The 20,454-nt window shown below is 70.8% G+C and carries 21 protein-coding genes; 14 read left to right on the forward strand and 7 right to left on the reverse strand.

The annotated features are described in order from the left end of the window. The first annotated feature begins 110 nt into the window (after positions 1–110). From ectA to thpD, 4 genes are read left to right on the forward strand one after another with little or no spacing between them, the layout of a single operon-like run. Positions 111–617, forward strand: coding sequence for a diaminobutyrate acetyltransferase (gene ectA / locus ACZ58V_RS26350; RefSeq protein ID WP_189730324.1), 507 nt, complete (start codon positions 111–113; stop codon positions 615–617). A 58-nt stretch (positions 618–675) separates the two neighbouring features. Next, a complete protein-coding gene (ectB, locus tag ACZ58V_RS26355; RefSeq protein ID WP_471292867.1) occupies positions 676–1,947 on the forward strand; it encodes a diaminobutyrate--2-oxoglutarate transaminase in 1,272 nt (423 codons plus the stop codon). 43 nt (positions 1,948–1,990) lie between these two features. Next, on the forward strand, positions 1,991–2,389 hold the full coding sequence (locus ACZ58V_RS26360; protein WP_184599670.1) for an ectoine synthase: 399 nt from the start codon (positions 1,991–1,993) through the stop codon (positions 2,387–2,389). A gap of 6 nt (positions 2,390–2,395) precedes the next feature. After that, entirely contained in the window at positions 2,396–3,304 is a 909-nt protein-coding gene (thpD, locus tag ACZ58V_RS26365) for an ectoine hydroxylase (RefSeq protein WP_189730326.1), read from the forward strand. Positions 3,305–3,368: 64 nt separating this feature from the next. Here thpD and ACZ58V_RS26370 read toward each other — a convergent pair whose 3' ends face one another. The 5 genes from ACZ58V_RS26370 to ACZ58V_RS26390 all read right to left on the reverse strand — a co-directional run bounded on the left by ACZ58V_RS26370 (position 3,369) and on the right by ACZ58V_RS26390 (position 8,105). Beyond that, positions 3,369–4,421, reverse strand: a complete 1,053-nt coding sequence (locus tag ACZ58V_RS26370) for an aminotransferase class V-fold PLP-dependent enzyme (RefSeq protein WP_468193134.1) — start codon at positions 4,419–4,421, stop codon at positions 3,369–3,371. A gap of 97 nt (positions 4,422–4,518) precedes the next feature. After that, positions 4,519–5,241, reverse strand: coding sequence for a DsbA family oxidoreductase (locus ACZ58V_RS26375; RefSeq protein ID WP_468193136.1), 723 nt, complete (start codon positions 5,239–5,241; stop codon positions 4,519–4,521). A gap of 74 nt (positions 5,242–5,315) precedes the next feature. After that, positions 5,316–5,822 carry a GNAT family N-acetyltransferase gene (locus tag ACZ58V_RS26380; protein ID WP_468193138.1) on the reverse strand — a complete coding sequence of 169 codons (507 nt, stop codon included), beginning with the start codon at positions 5,820–5,822 and terminating at the stop codon, positions 5,316–5,318. 46 nt (positions 5,823–5,868) lie between these two features. Further along, positions 5,869–6,477, reverse strand: a complete 609-nt coding sequence (locus ACZ58V_RS26385) for a DUF1349 domain-containing protein (protein ID WP_471292872.1) — start codon at positions 6,475–6,477, stop codon at positions 5,869–5,871. Between the two features lie 98 nt (positions 6,478–6,575). Continuing rightward, on the reverse strand, positions 6,576–8,105 hold the full coding sequence (locus tag ACZ58V_RS26390; protein WP_468193141.1) for an aldehyde dehydrogenase (NADP(+)): 1,530 nt from the start codon (positions 8,103–8,105) through the stop codon (positions 6,576–6,578). A gap of 150 nt (positions 8,106–8,255) precedes the next feature. Here ACZ58V_RS26390 and ACZ58V_RS26395 point away from each other — a divergent pair, with 150 nt between their 5' ends. From ACZ58V_RS26395 to ACZ58V_RS26420, 6 genes are all read left to right on the forward strand, one after another. After that, positions 8,256–9,029: an IclR family transcriptional regulator gene (locus ACZ58V_RS26395; RefSeq protein WP_189730338.1), complete on the forward strand. Its 774-nt coding sequence runs from the start codon at positions 8,256–8,258 to the stop codon at positions 9,027–9,029. 3 nt (positions 9,030–9,032) lie between these two features. Continuing rightward, positions 9,033–9,503 (forward strand): GNAT family N-acetyltransferase, encoded by a 471-nt coding sequence (locus ACZ58V_RS26400; protein WP_468193142.1) that lies wholly within the window; start codon positions 9,033–9,035, stop codon positions 9,501–9,503. A 97-nt stretch (positions 9,504–9,600) separates the two neighbouring features. Then, positions 9,601–10,617 carry a hypothetical protein gene (locus tag ACZ58V_RS26405; protein ID WP_468193144.1) on the forward strand — a complete coding sequence of 339 codons (1,017 nt, stop codon included), beginning with the start codon at positions 9,601–9,603 and terminating at the stop codon, positions 10,615–10,617. Further along, a complete protein-coding gene (locus ACZ58V_RS26410; RefSeq protein ID WP_468193146.1) occupies positions 10,614–11,867 on the forward strand; it encodes a sensor histidine kinase in 1,254 nt (417 codons plus the stop codon). The genes ACZ58V_RS26405 and ACZ58V_RS26410 overlap by 4 nt, the downstream gene beginning before the upstream one ends. Continuing rightward, positions 11,864–12,526 carry a response regulator transcription factor gene (locus ACZ58V_RS26415; RefSeq protein WP_468193148.1) on the forward strand — a complete coding sequence of 221 codons (663 nt, stop codon included), beginning with the start codon at positions 11,864–11,866 and terminating at the stop codon, positions 12,524–12,526. The genes ACZ58V_RS26410 and ACZ58V_RS26415 overlap by 4 nt, the downstream gene beginning before the upstream one ends. 55 nt (positions 12,527–12,581) lie before the next feature. Continuing rightward, complete coding sequence (locus ACZ58V_RS26420; RefSeq protein WP_468193630.1) at positions 12,582–14,039, forward strand: peptidoglycan D,D-transpeptidase FtsI family protein; 1,458 nt, start codon at positions 12,582–12,584, stop codon at positions 14,037–14,039. 86 nt (positions 14,040–14,125) lie between these two features. On the opposite strand, the gene ACZ58V_RS26425 is transcribed toward ACZ58V_RS26420, so the two are convergent. Next, complete coding sequence (locus ACZ58V_RS26425; protein ID WP_468193149.1) at positions 14,126–15,583, reverse strand: NCS2 family permease; 1,458 nt, start codon at positions 15,581–15,583, stop codon at positions 14,126–14,128. Positions 15,584–15,854: 271 nt separating this feature from the next. On the opposite strand from ACZ58V_RS26425, the gene ACZ58V_RS26430 reads away from it, so the two are divergent. The 4 genes from ACZ58V_RS26430 (at position 15,855) to ACZ58V_RS26445 (ending at position 19,076) form a co-directional block, all read left to right on the forward strand. Next, a complete protein-coding gene (locus tag ACZ58V_RS26430; RefSeq protein ID WP_471292879.1) occupies positions 15,855–16,460 on the forward strand; it encodes a SigE family RNA polymerase sigma factor in 606 nt (201 codons plus the stop codon). After that, positions 16,457–17,317: a hypothetical protein gene (locus ACZ58V_RS26435; protein WP_471292882.1), complete on the forward strand. Its 861-nt coding sequence runs from the start codon at positions 16,457–16,459 to the stop codon at positions 17,315–17,317. The genes ACZ58V_RS26430 and ACZ58V_RS26435 overlap by 4 nt, the downstream gene beginning before the upstream one ends. Before the next feature lie 97 nt (positions 17,318–17,414). Continuing rightward, the gene (locus ACZ58V_RS26440) at positions 17,415–18,248 is read left to right on the forward strand and encodes a pectate lyase (protein WP_471292885.1); all 834 of its coding nucleotides are present in this window, start codon (positions 17,415–17,417) and stop codon (positions 18,246–18,248) included. Between the two features lie 393 nt (positions 18,249–18,641). Further along, a complete protein-coding gene (locus ACZ58V_RS26445; RefSeq protein ID WP_471292888.1) occupies positions 18,642–19,076 on the forward strand; it encodes a hypothetical protein in 435 nt (144 codons plus the stop codon). Here the strand turns inward: ACZ58V_RS26445 and ACZ58V_RS26450 are convergent. After that, entirely contained in the window at positions 19,073–20,227 is a 1,155-nt protein-coding gene (locus ACZ58V_RS26450) for a right-handed parallel beta-helix repeat-containing protein (RefSeq protein WP_471292891.1), read from the reverse strand. The two genes, ACZ58V_RS26445 and ACZ58V_RS26450, sit on opposite strands and share 4 nt — an antisense overlap. Between the last annotated feature and the right edge of the window lie 227 nt (positions 20,228–20,454).

The following is a 20,454-nucleotide window of genomic DNA, read 5'->3' on the forward strand; positions in this document are numbered from 1 at the left end:
CACCACCCCTACACCTAAAGACTCGCGCCCGCGCGATAACACAGTCATGGCTCATGCGCGACCCCGTCCGGCGATGCGATTTTGAATTTCTCTGGGTAAATTCAATTGGCATGACTGCCGTACAAGCAGATCCGCAAATCGACCGTCCCACCGTGGCCGACGGAGCCGCACTGTGGCGGATGGCGAAGGACTCGAAGGTTCTGGACCTGAACTCGTCCTACAGCTATCTGCTGTGGTGCCGCGACTTCGCGGCGACGTCGGCCGTGGCGCGTGACGAGCACGGCGAGCCGATGGGCTTCATCACCGGGTACGTGCGGCCGGACAGCCCGCGCACCCTGCTGGTCTGGCAGGTGGCCGTGGACGAGGCACACCGCGGGCGCGGGCTGGCCGCCACGCTGCTCGACGGGCTTGCCGCCCGCACCGTGGCCGACCTCGGGGTGACGACGGTGGAGACCACCATCACTCCGGGCAACACCGCCTCGGAGCGCCTGTTCACGTCGTTCGCCGAGCGTCACGGCGCCCGGCTGGAGCGCGAGGTGCTCTTCGACACGGCCGTGTTCCCCGACGGGCCGCACGACCCCGAGGTCCTGTACCGCATCGGCCCGCTGCCCCACTGACTTCCCGTCCCACCCCCACTCCCGCAGACTTCCCCCACGCACCGAGGAGCGATTCGTCGTGACCATCACCCAGCCCGACCTGAGTGTCTTCGAGACCGTTGAGTCCGAGGTACGCAGCTACTGCCGCGGCTGGCCCACCGTCTTCGACCGCGCCGTGGGCAGCCGTATGTACGACGAGGACGGCCACGAGTACCTCGACTTCTTCGCCGGAGCGGGGTCACTGAACTACGGGCACAACAACCCGGTCCTGAAACGCGCGCTGATCGACTACCTGGAGCGCGACGGCGTCACGCACGGGCTCGACATGTCGACCACCGCCAAGCGCACGTTCCTGGAGGCCTTCCAGAACCTGCTGCTGCGGCCGCGCGACCTGCCCTACAAGGTCATGTTCCCCGGCCCGACGGGCACCAACGCCGTGGAGGCCGCGCTGAAGCTGGCGCGGAAGGTGAAGGGGCGCGAGTCGATCGTCTCGTTCACCAACGCCTTCCACGGCATGTCGCTGGGCTCGCTGGCCGTGACCGGCAACGCCTTCAAGCGGGCCGGCGCCGGTATCCCGCTGGTGCACGGCACGCCCATGCCGTTCGACAACTACTTCGACGGCACGGTCGAGGACTTCCTGTGGTTCGAGCGACTGCTGGAGGACCAGGGCTCCGGCCTGAACAAGCCGGCCGCCGTGATCGTCGAGACCGTGCAGGGCGAGGGCGGCATCAACGTGGCCCGGCCCGAGTGGCTGCGCGCCCTGTCCGAGCTGTGCGAGCGGCAGGACATGCTGCTGATCGTCGACGACATCCAGATGGGCTGCGGCCGTACCGGCGCCTTCTTCTCCTTCGAGGAGGCGGGCATCGTGCCGGACATCGTCACCGTCTCGAAGTCGATCAGCGGCTACGGCCTGCCCATGTCGCTGTGCCTGTTCAAGCCCGAGCTCGACGTCTGGGAGCCCGGCGAGCACAACGGCACGTTCCGCGGCAACAACCCCGCGTTCGTCACGGCCACCGCGACCCTGGAGACGTACTGGGCCGACGGCTCCGCGATGGAGAAGCAGACCCGCAAGCGCGGCGAGCAGGTCGAGCAGGCGCTGATCTCCATCACCGAGGAGAACCTGGCCGACGTGAAGGAGTACCGGGGCCGCGGCCTGGTGTGGGGCCTGGAGTTCCACGACAAGGATCGCGCGAACAAGGTCGCCAAGCGCGCCTTCGACCTGGGGCTGCTGATCGAGACGTCCGGCCCCGAGAGCGAGGTCGTCAAGATGCTCCCCGCCCTCACCATCACGCCGGAAGAGCTGGACGAGGGCCTGCGGACGCTGGCCCGCGCCGTCCGAGAGACCGCCTGACACACCAACCGAGCACCACTCACCTAGGAGGCATCGCAGCACCGTGATTGTCCGTTCGTTCAAGGAGATCGAAGGTACCGACCGGCACGTGAAGTCGGCGTCCGGTACGTGGGAGAGCAAACGCATCGTCCTCGCCAAGGAGAAGGTCGGCTTCTCCCTGCATGAGACGGTCCTGTACGCGGGTACGGAGACGTCGATGTGGTACGCGAACCACATCGAGGCCGTTGTCTGCGTGGAGGGTGAGGCCGAGCTGACCGACCACGAGACCGGGAAGTCGTACACGATCACCCCCGGGACCATGTACCTCCTGGACGGGCACGAGAAGCACACGCTGCGGATCAAGCAGGATTTCCGCTGCCTCTGCGTCTTCAACCCGCCTGTCACCGGACGGGAGGACCACGACGAGAACGGCGTATACCCGCTGCTCACCGAGGAGGTGTGACGTTTCATGACCGCCACCTACGACACCACCACCGGTATGCCGGACCTCTATCCGAGTCGTGGCGCCGCCGAGGTGCTGACGCCGCGCCAGGACCCGGTCGTCTGGGGTGCGCCCGACGCCCCGGGCCCGGTGGCGCCGGCCGACCTGCTGTCGTTCGAGCGTGACGGCTTCCTCGCCATCGACGAGCTGATCACCGAGGACGAGGTCGCGGTCTACCGAAACGAGCTGAACCGGCTGGTGCACGACCCGGACATGCGGGCCGACGAGCGGTCGATCGTCGAGCCGAAGTCCAAGGAGATCCGCACGGTCTTCGAGGTGCACAAGATCAGCGAGGTGTTCGCCAGGCTGGTGCGCGACGAGCGGGTCGTCGGCAGGGCGCGGCAGATCCTCGGCTCGGACGTGTACGTCCACCAGTCGCGGATCAACGTCAAGCCGGGCTTCGGGGCCAGTGGCTTCTACTGGCACTCGGACTTCGAGACGTGGCACGCCGAGGACGGTCTGCCGCGGATGCGCACGGTGTCGGTCTCGATCGCGCTGACCGAGAACTACGACACCAACGGCGGGCTCATGATCATGCCGGGGTCGCACAAGACGTTCCTCGGGTGCTCGGGAGAAACGCCGAAGGACAACTACAAGAAGTCGCTGCAGATGCAGGACGCGGGCACGCCCTCCGACGAGGCGCTGAGCCGGCTGGCCTCGCAGCACGGCATCAAGTTGTTCACGGGCAAGGCCGGTTCGGCGACCTGGTTCGACTGCAACGCCATGCACGGTTCCGGCGACAACATCACGCCGTTCCCGCGCAGCAACGTGTTCATCGTGTTCAACAGCGTGGAGAACACGGCGGTCGAGCCGTTCGCGGCGCCGGTCAGGCGACCCGATTTCATCGGGGCCCGGGAGTTCACGCCGGTGCGGTGACGCCCCTTTGAGCACCGGGCCGGGCCTCCTCGTGTGGGACGGGAGGCCCGGCCCGGTCATGTCCTCAGCCGGACAGGACGTCCAGGAGCCGGTCGACGTCCGCCGGGGTGTTGTAGAGGTGGAACGCGGCCCGCAGATTGCCGGCCCGGTCGGACACCTCGATGCCCGCCCGGCTCAGTTCGCCCTGCCGGTGGCCGAGCCCCGGCACGGACACGATCGCCGAGCCCGGCGCGGACACCGGCGCGTGGCCCAGCCCGTCGAGCCCGGCACGGAAGCGGTCCGCGAGCGCGAGGTCGTGGGCGTGCACGGCGTCGACGCCGAGTTCCTCGATCAGCGCCAGCGAGGCGCGCAGCCCGGCGTAGGTGAACAGGGCCGGGCTGATGTCGAACCGCCCTGCGGAGTGGGCGAGTTGCTCGACGGGGCCGTAGCAGCTGTCCCAGGGGACCTCGCCGGCGACCCAGCCGGCGAGCAGCGGGGTGAGGCCGCCGAAGTCCCGCGGGGCGACGAAGAACGCGGCCCCGTGCGGCCCCATGAGCCATTTGAAGCCGACGGCGGCGAGGAAGTCGTCCGCGTCACCGTCCATGGGCAGCCAGCCGGCCGACTGCGAGGCGTCGACGTAGGTGCGGGCCCCGTGCGCCCGGGCCGCCTCGCGCACGGCGGGCAGATCGGCGAGCCGGCCGTCGGCGGACTGGGCGGTGCTGACCGCGACAAGCGCGGTGCCGGGGCGGACGGACTCGGCGAGCCGCTCCAGGGGCACGGCGCGTACCTTGAGGTCGCCGCGCACATGGAACGGGTTCACCAGAGAAGCGAAGTCGCCCTCCGCCGTGAGGACTTCGGCGCCGGCGGGCAGCGAGGCGGCGATCAGACCGCCGTACTCGGCGACCGAGGCGCCGGTCGCGACACGCTCGGCCGGCACCCCGGCCAGCCGGGCGAAGGACGCGCGGGCGGCCTCCACGTCCTCGTACAGGGGACCCAGGGGCGTGCCCTCGGCACGCATCCGCACCGCCTGGTGCACGGCGGTGACGGTACGGGCGGGCAGGAGCCCGTTGCTCGCGGTGTTGAGGTAGGTCCGCTTCGGGGTGAACTCGGCACGGACGAGGTTCTCGAAGGTCTCCATGGGACCACTCTGCGTCCCCGGGGAACCCCCCGTCCATTGCCGATGTCTGCGTGACGTCGCTAAGAAGCGCTTATGGATACGCCCCGACCTGCGGGTTTCAGTGCTGGGGCACCGCACAGCCGTCCGGGCCACACGCGTCCGCGCCGTCGGTGGCTCCGCTGTCGACGATCTTCAGCGGCGCGCGCTCACCGAACGCCTGCGTCAGGGCCTGGGCGAAGACCTCGGCGGGCTGGGCGCCGGAGACGCCGTACTTCCGGTCGAGCACGAAGAACGGCACACCGTTCGCGCCGAGCTGCGCGGCCTCCCGCTCGTCGGCCCGGACCTCGGCGGCGTACGCCTCCGGGTCGGCGAGCACCGCACGGGCGGCGTCCGCGTCGAGCCCGGCGGCCACGGCGAGCTCCACGAGCCGCTCGTCCTCGCCGAAGACCGAGCGCTCCTCGGCGAAGTTGGCCCGGTACAGCACGTCGAGCAGCTGCTCCTGGCGGCCGTGCTCCTTGGCGAGGTGGAGCAGGCGGTGCATGTCGAAGGTGCTGCCGTGGTCGCGGCCCCGGGTGCGGTAGCCCAGCCCCTCGGCGGCGGCCTGCGCGCCCAGGTTGTCCTCGCCCGCCTCGGCCTGCGCGGCGCTCATCCCGTACTTCCTGGTGAGCATCGTGATCACGGGCTGGATGTCGTCCTTGGCGCGGCCCGGGTCCAGCTCGAAGGAGCGGTGCACGACCTCGACCTCGTCGCGGTGCGGGAAGTCCCGCAGCGCCTTCTCGAAGCGGGCCTTGCCCACGTAGCACCAGGGGCAGGCGATGTCGCTCCAGATCTCGACGCGCATGTCTCGGCTCTCTCCAGCTCGTACGGGTACGGAGACTCCCTCCGCCAAGTGCATGAACGTTCAAGCAGGTGGCTTCATTCCCCGGGAACGGTGAGACGCAGCCGCATGTGGTGATCGCCCGGGGCGACCGGCGACTCCGGGTCCGGCACCCAGCCCTGGCGACCGTAGAAGCCCCGTGCCCGCTCATTGGCCACATGCACGTCGAGCCAGGCCGTACGCACCCCGCCGGTCCGCCACTCCTCCACACACGCGGCATGCAGGGCGGTGCCGATTCCGGCGCGCCAGCGGTCGGGGTCGACGTGGAACTGGAACAGCGTGACGGTGCCGGCGGGAGCCCCCTCCGCCCTGCGGTAGGAGGCGATCCCGGCCAGGCGCCCGTCACGCGCCGCGCACAGCACCCGCCCGTCGGACCTCCCTATCGCCTCCCGCCACCGGCCCTGCCAGTCGGCCCCGTCGTCCGGGAACCCGTCCGGGTAGTAGGTGGCCCGGGCGCGCTGGTGTAAGGCGGCGACCTCCCCGGCTTCGGCGGGCAGTGCGGTCCTGATCTCCAGACCGTCGACATTCGGGTTGGTTTCGATCATGCAGCACAGGACGCGCCGGGCGAGGAGGCGGTTCCACCGGCGGACCTCAGCTGCCGTCCCGCAGGTCCTTCGGCCAGTTCGGGCGGAACTCGATGTGGTCGTACGTCACCACACAGCCCTCCCCCATCGGGGACTGCGTCATGAAGCCGACCAGGGCCGCGCCCGTCTCCTTCTCCTCGCCCAGGGTGAAGAGGCGGACGAAGGTCCAGTGTTCGCCGTCCCGGGAGGCGTGGAAGCCGAAGGCCCGGCCGGTGCGGCTCACCCGCAGCCAGACGGAACTGCCGTCCACGGTGAAGGAGTTGGCGTCGTCCGAGTGGCCCCGGGTGACGACCGTGCAGACGGTGGGAACGTCCGGGGAGTACTCCAGGCAGAGCTTGGCCCAGGCCCGTTCCCCGACATGCACGTAGAGCACGCCCGCGTCGAAGGCCGCACCGAACCCCACCGTGACCCGGGCGATCAGCTGGAAGTCCCCTTCGGGCGCCCCGAGCAGCCGCGGCGCGTCGGCGGCGGGGTCCAGCCCCTCCCCGGTGGGCGGCACGAACCGATCCTGCCTGGGCCCGGCCCACCCGGAGAGCACACCGTCCTCGTAAGACCAGTGGCCGTCAGGCCCATACGTACGCAGACCGAAAGGAAGTTCGGAAAGTTCCAGATCCATCCAGCCAACTCTTCCAGGTCCCACCTCAAGGGGCGCGGGGAACTGCGCGATCAACCACAACGAACCGGAAGACCGCGATTCACCGCACCCCCACGGCGCTACCGCTCCAAACGCCCGTTGAACCGACGAGGCAGCCCCAGCGGGTTGTCGTCCCGCAACTCCGCAGGCAGCAACGCCGCCGGCGCGTTCTGGTACGCCACCGGCCGCAGCCACCGCTCGATGGCCGTACCGCCGACCGACGTGGACGTGGAGGTCGTGGCCGGGTACGGACCGCCGTGGTGCTGCGCGGGCGCGACCGCGACACCCGTCGGCCAGCCGTTCACGAGGACGCGACCGGCCAGCGGCGTCAGCTCCGCGAGGATCTCCGCCCCGCGGCCCTCCCCCGCCGCCTCCTCCTCGGACAGCTGCACGGTCGCCGTGAGGTTGCCCGGCAGCCGCGACAGCACCGCCTTCACCTCGGCGTCGTCCTCATAGCGGGCCACCACGGTGACCGGCCCGAAGCACTCCTCCAGGAGCAGGTCGTGCTCACCCTCCGCGGCCAGCCTGCTCGCCGGGACGGTGAGGAAGCCCGCGCTGACGGTGTGCTCGCCGCCCGAGCCGGGCGTGACCGGGGACTCCACGTCGGACAGCCGCGCGCGCTCGGCGACACCGGCGACGAAGTTGTCGCGCATGCGGTGGTCGAGCAGGACCCCCGCGTCGGTGTCGCTGACGGCGTCGGTCAGGGACTTCAGCAGCGCGTCACCGGCGGCGCCGGCGGGGGCGAGGACGAGGCCCGGCTTCACACAGAACTGGCCGACGCCCAGCGTCATCGACCCGGCGAGGCCCGCGCCGATCGCCTCGGCGCGCTCGGCGGCCGCGGCCTCGGTGACGACGACCGGGTTCAGGGAGCCCAGCTCGCCGTGGAAGGGGATCGGGACGGGGCGGGCGGCCGCCGCGTCGAAGAGCGCACGGCCACCTCGTACGGAGCCGGTGAAGCCGGCCGCCGCGACCAGCGGGTGCTTGATCAGCTCGACGCCGGCCTCGAAGCCGTGCACCAGCCCGACGACGCCCTCGGGGATGCCGTGCCGGGCGGCGGCCCGGCGCAGTACCACGGCGACGTACTCGGACAGGGCCGGGTGGTCCGGGTGGGCCTTGACGACGACCGGGCAGCCGGCCGCGAGGGCGCTCGCGGTGTCGCCGCCCGCGACCGAGAAGGCGAAGGGGAAGTTCGACGCCGAGTAGACGGCGACGACGCCCAGCGGCACCTTGTAGCGGCGCAGGTCCGGGATCGGCGGGGTCGCGGTGTCGTCGGGGTGGTTGACGACGACGTCGAGGAAGGCGCCCTCGTCGACTATGTCGGCGAAGGCCCGCAGCTGGAAGCAGGTGCGGGCGAGTTCGCCGGTGAGCCGGACCGGGCCGAGCGCGGACTCGGCGTCGGCGGTCTCGACGAGACCGTCCTTGGCCGCCTGCAGCTCGTCGGCGGCGGTGCGCAGGAAGGCCGAGCGGACGGCGCGGTCGGCGAGTGCGCCCCGCGCCTCGTCCGCGGCCCGGACGGCGGCGTCCACCTCCTGGGCTGTGGCCTCCACCGCAACCTGCTCGCGCTGCTTCCCGGTTCGGGGGTCGACACTCCAGACTGGTGCTGCTGCCACCGCGGGTCCCTCCACATTCGTTGCCGCATGCAATGCCGCAGTATGTACGTCATCACCAGGGATGTTCGATATACTGAACGCTGTCTCTGATGATGAATGCTGTCGGAGACTATATCTCCAGCTTCTCGTCGAACGAAGGGGTCAAGGGCGATGTCGGCAGGCGAGACAGGCGGCGGTGCGCAGGTCAAGAGCGCGGTGCGGACCGTGGAACTGCTGGAGTACTTCGCCGGCCGGCCCGGTATGCACTCCCTCGCGGCGGTCCAGGAGGCCGTCGGGTATCCCAAGTCCAGCCTGTACATGCTGCTGCGCACCCTGGTCGAGCTGGGCTGGGTGGAGACGGACGCGACGGGCACGCGGTACGGCATCGGCGTGAGGGCCCTGTTGGTCGGCACGTCGTACATCGACGGCGACGAGGTGGTCGCGTCGGCCCGCCCGACGCTGGACCGGCTCTCGGACGACACCACGGAGACCATCCACCTGGCCCGCCTGGACGGCACGAACGTCGTCTACCTCGCCACCCGTCAGTCGCAGCACTATCTGCGCCCCTTCACCCGGGTCGGCCGCCGTCTGCCCGCGCACTCCACGTCCCTCGGCAAGGCACTGCTGAGCACGTACTCGGACGAGCAGGTCCGCAAGATGCTCCCGGAGACGCTGCCCGCGCTGACCGAGCACACGATCACCGACCGGGAGAAGCTCATCGAGGAGCTGCACCAGGTGCGGGAGCAGGGCTTCGCCGTGGACCGCGAGGAGAACACGCTGGGGCTGCGCTGCTTCGGCGTGGCGATCCCGTACCGCACCCCGGCGCGGGACGCGATCAGCTGCTCGGTGCCGGTGGCCCGGCTGACACCGGCGCACGAACAGCTCGTGAAGGACGCGCTGTTCGACGCACGGGACCGGCTGACACTGGCCACCCGTAGGCTCTGAGGCATGAATGTCGAGCTGCGCGAGATCCACGACAGCGATCTGCCGGTCTTCTTCCGGCAGATGAACGACCCCGAGGCGCTGCACATGGCGGCCTTCACCCCCAAGGACCCGGCCGACCGGGATGCCTTCGACGCCCACTGGGCCAAGATCCGCTCCTCGTCCGCCGTGGTCCGCACGGTGCTGGCCGACGGTGACGTGGTCGGCAGCGCGGCGGTGTACGGGGAGCCGGGCGAGCGCGAGGTGACGTACTGGATCGACCGCGCGTACTGGGGCAAGGGCATCGCGACCGACGCCCTGCGGGCGCTGGTGACGGAGGTGGACGAGCGTCCCCTCTACGCGCGGGCGGCTTCGGACAACGTGGGGTCGCTGCGTGTCCTGGAGAAGTGCGGGTTCCGTGCCGTGGCGGCGGCCACGGGGTACGCCCAGGCCCGGGATGCCGAGATCGACGAGACGGTGCTGCTCCTGGAGGGCTGAGGGGCCTCTCCCCCCATCCGGATCTCCCCCATCCGGCGGAGGCGGATCGTCACCGTGCAGGACGTGCCGTTGGCCTCCCGCGCGGGAGCCTGATCGCATGACGCAGTCGCTCGCTCCCGCCGCCGCGCCCACATCCGCTCCCGGACCTTCGGGGCTCAGCCGCCCCCGGCGCGTTCTCCGCGCCGTCGCCGTCCTCTCCTGTCTGCCGTACCTCGGGCTCAAGGCCGCCTGGATCGCCGGCAGCCACGTCGGTATCCCCGAGGGGAGCGCCCTGCTCGACGACCGTGCCGGCATGGCCGTGATCAACGGACTGTCCGTGCTGCTGGACAGCGCGGTGATCGTGCTGGCGCTGGTGCTGACCCGGCCCTGGGGGCTGAAGGTGCCCGCGTGGCTGCCGGCGTTTCCCGTGTGGGTCGCCACCGGGCTGCTCGCGCCGATCATGACCGGGTTCCCGGCACAGCTGGTCGTGAAGGCGTTCGGCGGCGGAGCCGCGCCGGACCAGGGCCATGACTCCTTCCTCCACGCATGGGTGTTCACCGTGGTGTACACCGGGTTCATCCTCCAAGGGATCGCTCTCGGCGCCCTGTTCGTGCTCTACGCCCGCGACCGCTGGGGGCACCTGTGGCGCGGCCGGGTGTGGGAGCTGCCCGTCGGAGTCGTCGGGCCCGCCCACCGCGCGCTCGCCGTCGCGGCCGCCGTGCTCGCCCTGCTGCCGCTCACCGTCCATCTGTTGTGGGCCTGCGGCGTCACCGCCGGGCTCAGCGAGGGACGGGCGGCGGACCGCACCGCCGACTTCCACGTCCTGGAGGCCGTGTACGTGATGTTCCTCGTCGCGGCCGTCGCCGGCGGCCTCCTGCTGGCGTTCCGGCGCGGCCGGGCCCTGCCCGTGGCGGTGCCGCTCGGGCTCGCCTGGGTCGGCTCGGGTGCCGTGGCCTGCTGGGGCGGCTGGCTGGCGCTGGCCTCCCTCGGCGGTGTGGAGGACCTCGCCGACCGTCCTACGCCGCTGATGAGCCTCGCCTACGCTGGGCAGATGCTCGTCGGCTTCCTCGTCGCCGCCATCGGCGTCTACTACTTCGCCGAGCGCTCGGCCAGGGCCGCTCGGCGGGCGGCGTGAGACAGGCCGCCCGGCTTCTGTTCGGCCGGCGGGCGCGGCTGCGCTGGGTCCACCTGATCCTCGGCGGCGCGCTCGCCATGCCGTATGTGCTGGTCGGCTCGGTGATCATCGGCCCGGCCGCCGGCGGCACGGACGTCTTCGGGTCCTTCCCCCTCCAGCTCGCCTCGTTCGGGGTGGGGCTGCCGCTCGCCGCCGTCACGTCCGTGTTCCCGCTGACCCGGCCGCTGGAAGCAGCCGCCGTGCGCTGGCTGTGCGGTGTCGACGCGGACCGGCTCGCCTTCGGACCGGCCCGGACGCGGGGCGAGAAGGGGCGCACGGCGGGCTGGTTCACGCTCCATCTCGGGTTGGGCGGGATCATCGCCGGGATGTCGCTGGCCGTGCCGCCGTTCGCCGCCGTGCTGATCGTGCTGCCGCTCCTCGCGGGGTTGCGCGGCACCCGGCTCGGGCTGCCCGAAGTCTTCGACCACGCCTGGGCGTTGGCGCTCGCGCCGGTCGCGGGCGCGGCGATGCTCGTCGCCCTCGCGGGCTGCGCGGCCGGCTGCGGTGCGCTGCTGGCCCGCTGGGCACCCGCCCTGCTCGGCCCGTCTCCCGAGGGCCGGCTGGCGGCCGCCGAGGCACGCGCCGCCGACCTCGCCGTACGCAACCGGCTGGCGCGGGAGCTGCACGACTCGGTCGGTCACGCGCTGAGCGCGGTCACCCTCCAGGCGAGCGCGGCACGCCGGGTCCTCGACTCCGACCCGGAGTTCGTGCGCGAGGCCCTCGCCGCGATCGAGGACACGACCCGGCGGACCGTCGGCGAACTCGACGCCGTGCTGGGCGTGCTGCGCGAGGGCGACGGCCCCGGGACAGCCCCGGCGCCCACCCTCGCCGGCGACCTCGACGGCCTGCTGTCCCGCACCCGGGCGAGCGGGGCGCGGGTGACGGCCACGATCGACGCCGACCCGGAGGCGCTGCCTCCGCTGCTGTCCCGCGAGGCCTACCGCATCGTGCAGGAGGGGCTGAGCAACGCCCTCAGGCACACCGGTCACCGGGTCGCCGTGGAGGTGCGGATCGCGGTGGCGGGCGGGCGGTTGGAGATCACCGTGGAGAATCCGGTGACCGGCCCCGCGCCCTCCCGGCCCGGCGGCGGCCACGGGCTGCGCGGCATCGCGGACCGGGCCAGGCTGCTGGGCGGGACGTCGACGGCCGGACCGACCGCCGCACAGACCTGGCGTCTGCGCGTACACCTGCCGATGAGAGGACCCGCATGACCCGCCCGGCACCCATCCGTGTCGTCCTCGCCGACGACGAGCGCATGGTGCGCACCGCGCTGCGCGCCATCCTCTCCGCCGAGCCGGACCTGGAGGTGGTGGGCGAGGCGGCCACCGGTGCCGAGGCCGTGTCGGTCGTCCGGGACCTGCGGCCGGACGTCGTCCTCATGGACGTGCGCATGCCGGAGATCGACGGCATCCGCGCCACCGAGCAGATCCTGGCCACGCTGGACGAGCCGCCCCGGATCGTCGTCGTGACGACGTTCGAGAACGACTCCTACGTGTACGACGCGCTGCGCGCCGGAGCCGCCGGGTTCCTGCTGAAACGGGCGGACGCCGACGCGCTCGTGCAGGCGGTGCGGCTGGTGGCGCGCAGCGACAGCCTGCTGTTCCCGGCGGCCGTCCGCACGCTGGCGACGGAGCACGCTCGCGCGCGCCCCACGCCGCCCGTGTGGGTGGCGAAGCTCACGGGACGCGAACGTGAGGTCCTGCGGCACATGGCGGGCGGGCTGACCAACGCGGAGATCGCCCGCCGGATGGAGGTCGGCCCCGCCACGGTGAAATCGCACGTGGCGGCGGTCCTGGCCAAGACGGGCACCCGGGACCGTACGCAGGCGGTCATCGCGGCGTACGAGGCGGGCTTTCTTAACGCCGAATGAGAAAAGGGGACGGGTGGGAACGATCCACCCCTCCTGGTTCGTCCTCATGTTCGGGATGAACAAGACGATCAGGCGCGCATCGGTCTTCGCGCTGCTCCTTGTGTTCGCTCTGCTGGTCAGGGCGACCTGGGTGCAGTTCTACGACGGCCAGGCGCTCGCAGACGACAAGGACAACCGGCGGAACGCCATCGAGACGTACTCGGCGCCGCTCGGGAACATCATCGTGGGCGGCCGGTCGGTCACCGGCTCGACCGCGACGAAGACAGGCGACCTCAAGTACAAGCGCACGTACACGGACGGTGAGCGGTACGCGGCGGTGACGGGCTACGCCTCGCAGGCGTATGCGCCGACCCAGCTGGAAGGCATCTACACCGACCTCCTGAACGGCACGGACAACCGTCTGAAGTCCGTGATGGACACCGTCACCAACCAGCGGGCCGAACCGGGCAACGTGGTCACCACGATCGACCCGGGCGTGCAGAAGGCGGCGATCGACGCGCTCGGCGACAAGAAGGGCGGCGCCGTCGCCGTCGACCCGAAGACCGGCAAGATCCTCGCGGTCGTGTCGACGCCGTCGTACGACCCCTCGTCGCTGACGGACGCCAACACCGCCGGGGCGGCCTGGAAGAAGCTCACGAGCGACCCGGAGAAGCCACTGACCAACCGTGCGCTGCGGCAGCCGCTGCCGCCCGGCTCGACGTTCAAGCTGGTCGTGGCCGCGGCGGCGCTGGAGGACGGGCTGTACGACTCGGTGGACGACAAGACCGACAGCCCGGACCCGTACACGCTGCCGGGCACCAGCAAGAAGCTGTCGAACGAGAACCCGAACGCGCCCTGCACGGACGCCACGATCCGCACGGCGCTGCAGTACTCGTGCAACAACGTCTTCGCGAAGATGGCCGTCCAGCTGGGCCAGGACAAGGTGAAGGCGATGGCCGAGAAGTTCGGCTTCAACGACGACAAGCTGGATGTGCCGGTCCGGGCCTACACGAGCGTGTACCCGTCGGACATGTACCCGTCGCAGACCGCCCTGACGGGCATCGGCCAGTTCGACGTCACCGCGACCCCGCTGCAGATGGCCATGGTGTCTGCGGCCATCGCCAACGGCGGCAAGCTGGTCTCGCCGCACATGGTGTCGCAGATCACCAACAGCGGCGGTGATGTGCTGGAGGACTACGACGACGAGGCGGACTCGAAGGAGATCGTCAGTTCCTCGACCGCTGAGCAGTTGCAGTCGGCGATGCAGACCGTCGTGGACAAGGGCACCGGCTCCAACGCCCAGATCGCGGGCGCGACGGTCGGCGGCAAGACTGGCACCGCCCAGCACGGCGAGAACAACAGCCAGGTGCCGTACGCCTGGTTCACCTCGTACGGCAAGTCCGACTCGTCGGGCAAGGAGGTCGCCGTGGCGGTCATGGTCGAGCAGTCGAACGCCGCCCGCTCGGAGGTCAGCGGCAACGGCCTGGCGGCGCCGGTCGCCAAGGCGATGATGGAAGCGGCGCTGAAGGACTGAACCTCCGACTGAACCTTCGCCGTACGAAAGCCGTCTCTACAGACAGATGGGCCGCCCCCTTCCCCCCGGGGGCGGCCCATCTGCCGTTACTTCGCGCCCAGGATCTGCTCGATCGGGTCGATCGCGAAGTAGACGAGGAACAGCGCCGAGGTCCCCCACAGCAGCCAGTGGACCTCCTTGGCCTTGCCCAGCACGGTCTTGATGACGACGTAGGCGAGGAAGCCGGCGCCGATGCCGTTGGTGATGGAGTAGGTGAACGGCATCACGGCGATGGTGAGGAACGCGGGGATCGCGATGTCGTACCGGTCCCAGTCGATGTACTTGACCTGGGTCATCATCAGGAAGCCGACGGCGACCAGGGCCGGGGCTGCCGCCTGGAGCGGGACGATGGTGAGCAGCGGGGTCAGGAACAGCGCGAGGGCGAACAGACCGCCGGTGACGAGGTTGGAGAAACCGGTGCGCGAGCCCTCGCCGACGCCGGCCGCCGACTCGATGTAGGAGGTCGCCGAGGAGGCCGAGGCCGCGCCGCCCGCGACCGCCGCGGCACCGTCGATCAGCAGCACCCGGCCGAGGTTCGGGACCTTGCCCTCCTCGTCCAGCAGGCCCGCCTCGGCGCTGACGCCGACGACCGTGCCCATGGTGTCGAAGAAGTCGGACAGGATCAGGGTGAAGATCAGCAGGACGACCGTGATGACGCCGACGCCGGGGGCGCTGAACGCGCCGAACAGGTCGAAGTCGCCGATGAGTCCGAAGTCGGGGGTGTCGACGAGGTTGCCGGGCCAGGACGGTGTGGTCAGGCCCCAGGTCTTGATGTCGGCGATGGAGTTGATCACGATCGCCACCGCCGTCATACCGACGATGCTGATCAGGATGGCGCCCTTGACCTTGCGGGCGAGCAGGCCGATCGTCAGCAGCAGGCCGAGACAGAAGACGAGCATCGGCCAGCCGGTGAGGGTGCCGGTGCCGCCCAGCTGAACGGGCACGGTGGTGTTCGCGGCGTCCGGGATACGGCTGACGAACCCGGCGTCGACGAAGCCGATGAAGGCGATGAACAGGCCGATGCCGACGCTGATCGCCTGCTTGAGCGGCTGGGGTATGGCGTGCATGACGGCCTCGCGCAGACCGGTCACCACCAGCACGCAGATCAGCAGGCCTTCGAGGACGATCAGGCCCATCGCGTCGTCCCAGCTCATCAGCGGGGCGATCTGGAAGGCGACCACGGCGTTCAGGCCGAGTCCGGCGGCGAGCGCGAGGGGCAGATTGCCGCCCACGCCCATGATGATCGTCATGACCGCGGCCACCAGGGCGGTGGCGGTGGTGAGTTGGACGGCGTCCAGCTGGTGCCCGAACTTGTCCTTCGCGCTGCCCAGGATGATGGGATTCAGGACAAGGATGTAGGCCATCGTGAAGAACGTGGCGAAGCCGCCGCGGATCTCACGGCCGAAGGTGGATCCCCGCTCGGAGATCTTGAAGAACCGGTCGACGCTGTTCACCGGTGGTGGTGCGGCGTCGGACCGGTCGGCCACCTTCTGCGATTCGGACATGACGAGTGCTCCTTGATGCCTGGGTGATCGGTGTGCGGGTGCTGGCTGGATTTTCCTCGCGTTGAACCACGTTCAGGTTTTCTTCGTGTTACGGAATCGAAGTCCGGCCCGCCATACGTTGTTCGAAGCTCCGTACGAACCATCCTGACGAACGCTGCTACGCTTCCCGATCTCGTCCGGGCCTCCCCCGGATGATCACATGTCATCTACATGACACGCACAGGCGCCCCCGCCCGGGAGTGCCCGAAGCCGCTGCGAGGAGAGGTCGCCCGTGGGCACAGTCGTCGACGACGCCGCCTCCGTGGAGTTCCACGCCTTCTTCGAGCGCCATTACGCAGAACTGTCCCGCCTGGCCTACCTGTTGACGGGCGAGTCGGACACCGCCGACGACCTGGCGGCGGACGCGTTACTGGCGCTGTGGCACCGCTGGGACCGGGTGCGCGCCGCCGACCATCCGGCGGCGTACGCCCGCGGTGTGGTCGCCAACCTGGCCCGCACCCGCATCCGCAGCGCGGTGCGAGAGCGGCGGCGCATCGCGCTGTTCTGGTCCCAGCGCGAGGAGAACACCGAGAACCCGGACGTCGCGGGCGTGGTCGACGTCCAGGAGGCGTTGCGCCGGCTGCCGTTCCGCAAGCGGGCCTGTGTGGTGCTGCGGCACGCCTTCGACCTGTCGGAGAAGGACACCGCGCTCGCCCTGGGCGTCTCGGTGGGTACGGTGAAGAGCCAGACCTCGAAGGGAATGGCCGAACTGCAGCGGTTGCTGGGCACGAAGGGAGTGCCGCAGCGCATGCACGCGGCGGTGGGGGCACCCCGTTGCTCACCCTCCGTGGAGGGCTTGCGGGCGCGCACCGGTGAGGGCGGAGGGAGGGACCGATGACCATGCGGCGGGACGTGCACGAGGAGCTGCGCGCCCGGCTGCACGAGGCGGCCGGGGGGCACGAGCCCGACCGGGAGAGCATCCTGGCCCGGGTCGAGCGCGGCATGGCCGGTCCGGCCGTATCCGCCCACCGCGCGACGCGTCCGCCGGTGTTCGGCTGGATGCGGGTGGCCGGTGCGACGGCCGCGGTGGCGGGCGTGCTGGCGGTGGGCGGCTACGCGGTCGCCTCCGCGGTGAAGGACGAGGCCGCCCCGCCGCAGCAGGAGGTGGCGACGTCGCCGACGCCCACGCCCAGGCCGTCGCCGGAGGCGACGAGCCGGGCCCCCGTGCCACCGGTGGATCCCACGCCGACCTCCTCGCCGGAGCGCCGCGAGTCCGCCCCGCCGCCCTCCGGGAAGCAGAGCGCCTCCGTCACCACGCGGCCGCCCGCCGCCACCGAGGACGGGCCGCTGTGGTCGGACGGCTCGGTCGACCCGCACAGCAACGACTTCTGGGCACAGAGCAACATCACGATCAAGACCCGTGAGGAACTGACCGCGCTGACCGTGCGGTTGAGCGTCTCCCAGAGCGGCGGGGTCTCCGACGCGGGCGCCTGGCGGTCGCTGCCCGAGAACGACTTCACTCTCGCGGTCGGCGAGCAGGACGGCTCCCTCGTCTACACCTGGACCCTCAAGGAGGGCCGCAAGGTCCCGGCGGGCGAGTGGGTGTTCGCGGGCCAGTTCGACCACGACCGCGGGGGGCGTGACGCGGGCAAGGACCGCTACACGGTGACGGCCACCGCCGGGTCGGACCGGCTGTCGGTGGGCGGCGGCTTCGCGGCCGTGGACGACGCGGACGACGAAGGCGGCGACTCGTAGGTCCCGCGTGAAAATGTTCTGAAGACGCGGCAACCCTTTCCTCACCGGTGACGACCACTACGCGCAAAGAGTCACCCCCCATTCGAGGAATCGGTACATGACTGCACCAGCAGAACAGCGCGTCCGCCACCGCCGCCGGGTCACCAAGCGGCGGGCGGTGATCGCCGGGCTGTCGGCGTTCGGTATCGCGGGAGCCGCCATCGTCACCACGTCGATGCTCTCCACCGCCAGCGCCGCGTCCTCCTGGCCCGCCGACAAGGGCAGCGAGCCCGTGTCCAAGACCATCCCGGTCTCCGGTGTGCACGACGGCGGGATGAAGAAGTTCTACGGCAGCGGCGCGCTCGGCGGCGACAGCCAGGACGAGGGCCAGAAGCCTCTCTTCGAACTGGCGGACGGCGCCACACTGAAGAACGTCATCATCGGCACCCCGGCCGCGGACGGCGTGCACTGCAAGGGCAGTTGCACGCTGCAGAACGTGTGGTGGCTGGACGTCGGCGAGGACGCGGCCAGCTTCAAGGGCAAGTCCGCCTCGGCGGTGTACAAGGTGATCGGCGGCGGCGCGAAGAACGCCGACGACAAGGTGCTGCAGTTCAACGGCGCCGGCACGCTGAACGTGTCGGGCTTCCAGGTGCAGAACGCCGGCAAGCTGGTCCGTTCCTGCGGCAACTGCGGGACGCAGCACAAGCGCACCATCGTGCTCGACGACATCGACGTGACGGCGCCGATGAACTCGATCGTCGGCGTGAACGAGAACTACGGCGACACGGCCACGCTGTCGAAGATCCGCATCCACGGCGACAGCAAGAAGAAGATCAAGACGTGTGTGCGCTTCACGGGCAACAACACGGGCAAGGAGCCGACCGAGCTGAAGCCGCCGGGCCCGGACGGCAAGACCTGCAAGTTCAAGGCCTCCGACATCAGCTACCAGTGAGGCAGCGGCTCATGTGAACCCCCGGCCGGCCCGTGTCCCCCCTCGGGCCGGCCGGATGCCGGATGTCCGGGCCCCCAGCCGGACCTTCGGCACCCGACCCTCCGGAGCCCCCCTCCGGACGGTCGGACGGTACTGGCCGAGCCCCCCTCGGCCAGTCGGCAGGACGCCCCCGCCGGTGCGAACCGGCGGGGGCGTCGGCATCTGCGCACATGACCGGCATCACAGGCCGGAGGTGAACCCGCGGGGACCCGCCGGACGACCGACCAGGTGTGTGGAGAAGGGGGCCGCCGTCGGGCGGCTGGACGAGGAAGGCCGGCTGGTGTTCCAGGGGACCCCGGAGGAGGTGGCCGGGCTCGGTGATCCGCTGGACCTCGGGGACAGCCCGTCTTCGCCGTGCTCGCCCTCGGTCTCGGTGTACTCGGCCACGGGCTCGGCGGGGCCGCCGCCGCGCTTGAGAGGACGGCGGCGATCCGCTGGGCCCGCTGGCGCACGGCGCATCTCGTGGTGGTCGCCGGCGCGGTGTGCGCGATGGCGGCCGTGGCGAGCGCCGCCCCGGCCGGTGTCGTCCTGCGCGCCACGGCCGGCCTCGCCGGACTCACCGCGCCGGCGGCGGCCGTGCTGGGCCATCAGCTGGCCTGGACCTTGCCGACCGTCTGGGCGGGAGCCGCAGCGGTCGTTCCGCCGCTGACGGAACCGGGGCTCCTGCGGCTGCTGACCTGGCCCGTGCAGCCGTCGGACAGCACGGCCGCCACGGTGGCCGCCGCCGTACTGGCCGTCGGCGGGCTGCGCCTCTACGCCACCCGGGGCAGCCGTACGACGGCCGCCTAGTCCATCGTCGAGCCGATGGTCGTGGAGCCGGTCGTCAGGAACGTCGTCGCGGGCAGGGAGCCGTCCGCCTTGCGTGCCCCGTACGCGCCGGCCGCGTCCGTCGACCTGAGGGGCGGGGTGGCGACGCCGCTGTCCCAGTTGTTGCCGGCGGAGACCGTCGAGGAACCCCGCTTCACGGGGCCGCCCTTGTCCTTGACCGCGAGGTTCTTGCCGAGGCGGGCCTTGCCGGTGGCGAAGTAGAAGCCGTTGTGGGCGTTGGCGTACGCGGTGTTGCGGTTCAGGGCGATGGCGCCGGTGTTGGAGTTCTCGGTGAAGCCGTGCAGCGTGTTGTCCCAGGCCGCGTTGTTGTTGACGACGTGGGCGACGGAGGCTCCCCCGCCGCCCAGTTTGAAGCCGTTGCCGTTGCCCTCGAAGGCCGGGGCGTTCCAGCGGTTCTCGCCGTTGCCGAAGGCCCAGGAGTGCTCGAGGGTGACCGGCGAGGAGAACTGCCAGAGGTCGAGGCCGTCGTCGGAGTTGTCGTACAGCCGGGCGCCGGTGATCCTGTTGCCCGTCCCGGAGCCGAACTTCACGGCGATGCCGTCGGCGTTCTGGCCGTGACCTGCCGGGTCGTAGTTGCCGTGGCTGTCCAGGTTCTGCACGAGGTTGCCGGTGGTGCCGTCGCCGCGCAGGGTGAAGCCGGAGTCGCCGTTGCCGGCGGTGACCAGGTTCCTGAACACGCCGCCGGCCGAGGACGTGGCGACGAAGCCCTGGGCCGGGGCGTTGACGAAGGCCAGGTCCTGGACGGTCCAGTAGTCGCCGTAGAGGCCGGCCAGCCAGGAACCGGCGGGCAGTTTGGAGCCGTCGATGCGCACCTTCTCGCTGCCGTAGGGCCGGAGGGTGATGCGCGCGGAGCTCGTGCCGTTCGCCGTGGACTTGAGGGTCGCGGCCGGGTAGTAGGTGCCGCCGCGGACCTGGATGACGGTGCCGGCGGTGGCGTTCTTCACGGCCGCTTCGAGCTGGGCGGCGGTGGAGACGGTGACCGCGGCCGAGGCGGCCTGCGCGCCACCGCTCGACAGCCCGAGGTAGACGCCGCCCGCCCCCGCGGTCACTGCCACGGCCGCGGCGATGGTGAGCGTACGGGTCCTGCGGTGGCGTCCGGTGCTGAGCAGCACGGAGCGTTCCTTTCCTGGGGGATGAAGGACGGAAGCGGTTCGGAGGGGCCCGCTCCGATCCGTTTCCGCCCAGCAGTCGCCGCCGTGCCGGGAAAGGGTTGCCGCGGTCACGTGCACAGGCGCGTCCGGGTTTCGAAACTTTCGGAACCACCGGCCTCATGCACACCCGTTGACGCACTGCACCCGTCCGGTGAAACTCCGAGGGCCGATACCCAACAGAATCCCCC

It is taken from the genome of Streptomyces sp. NPDC040589, assembly GCF_055594445.1.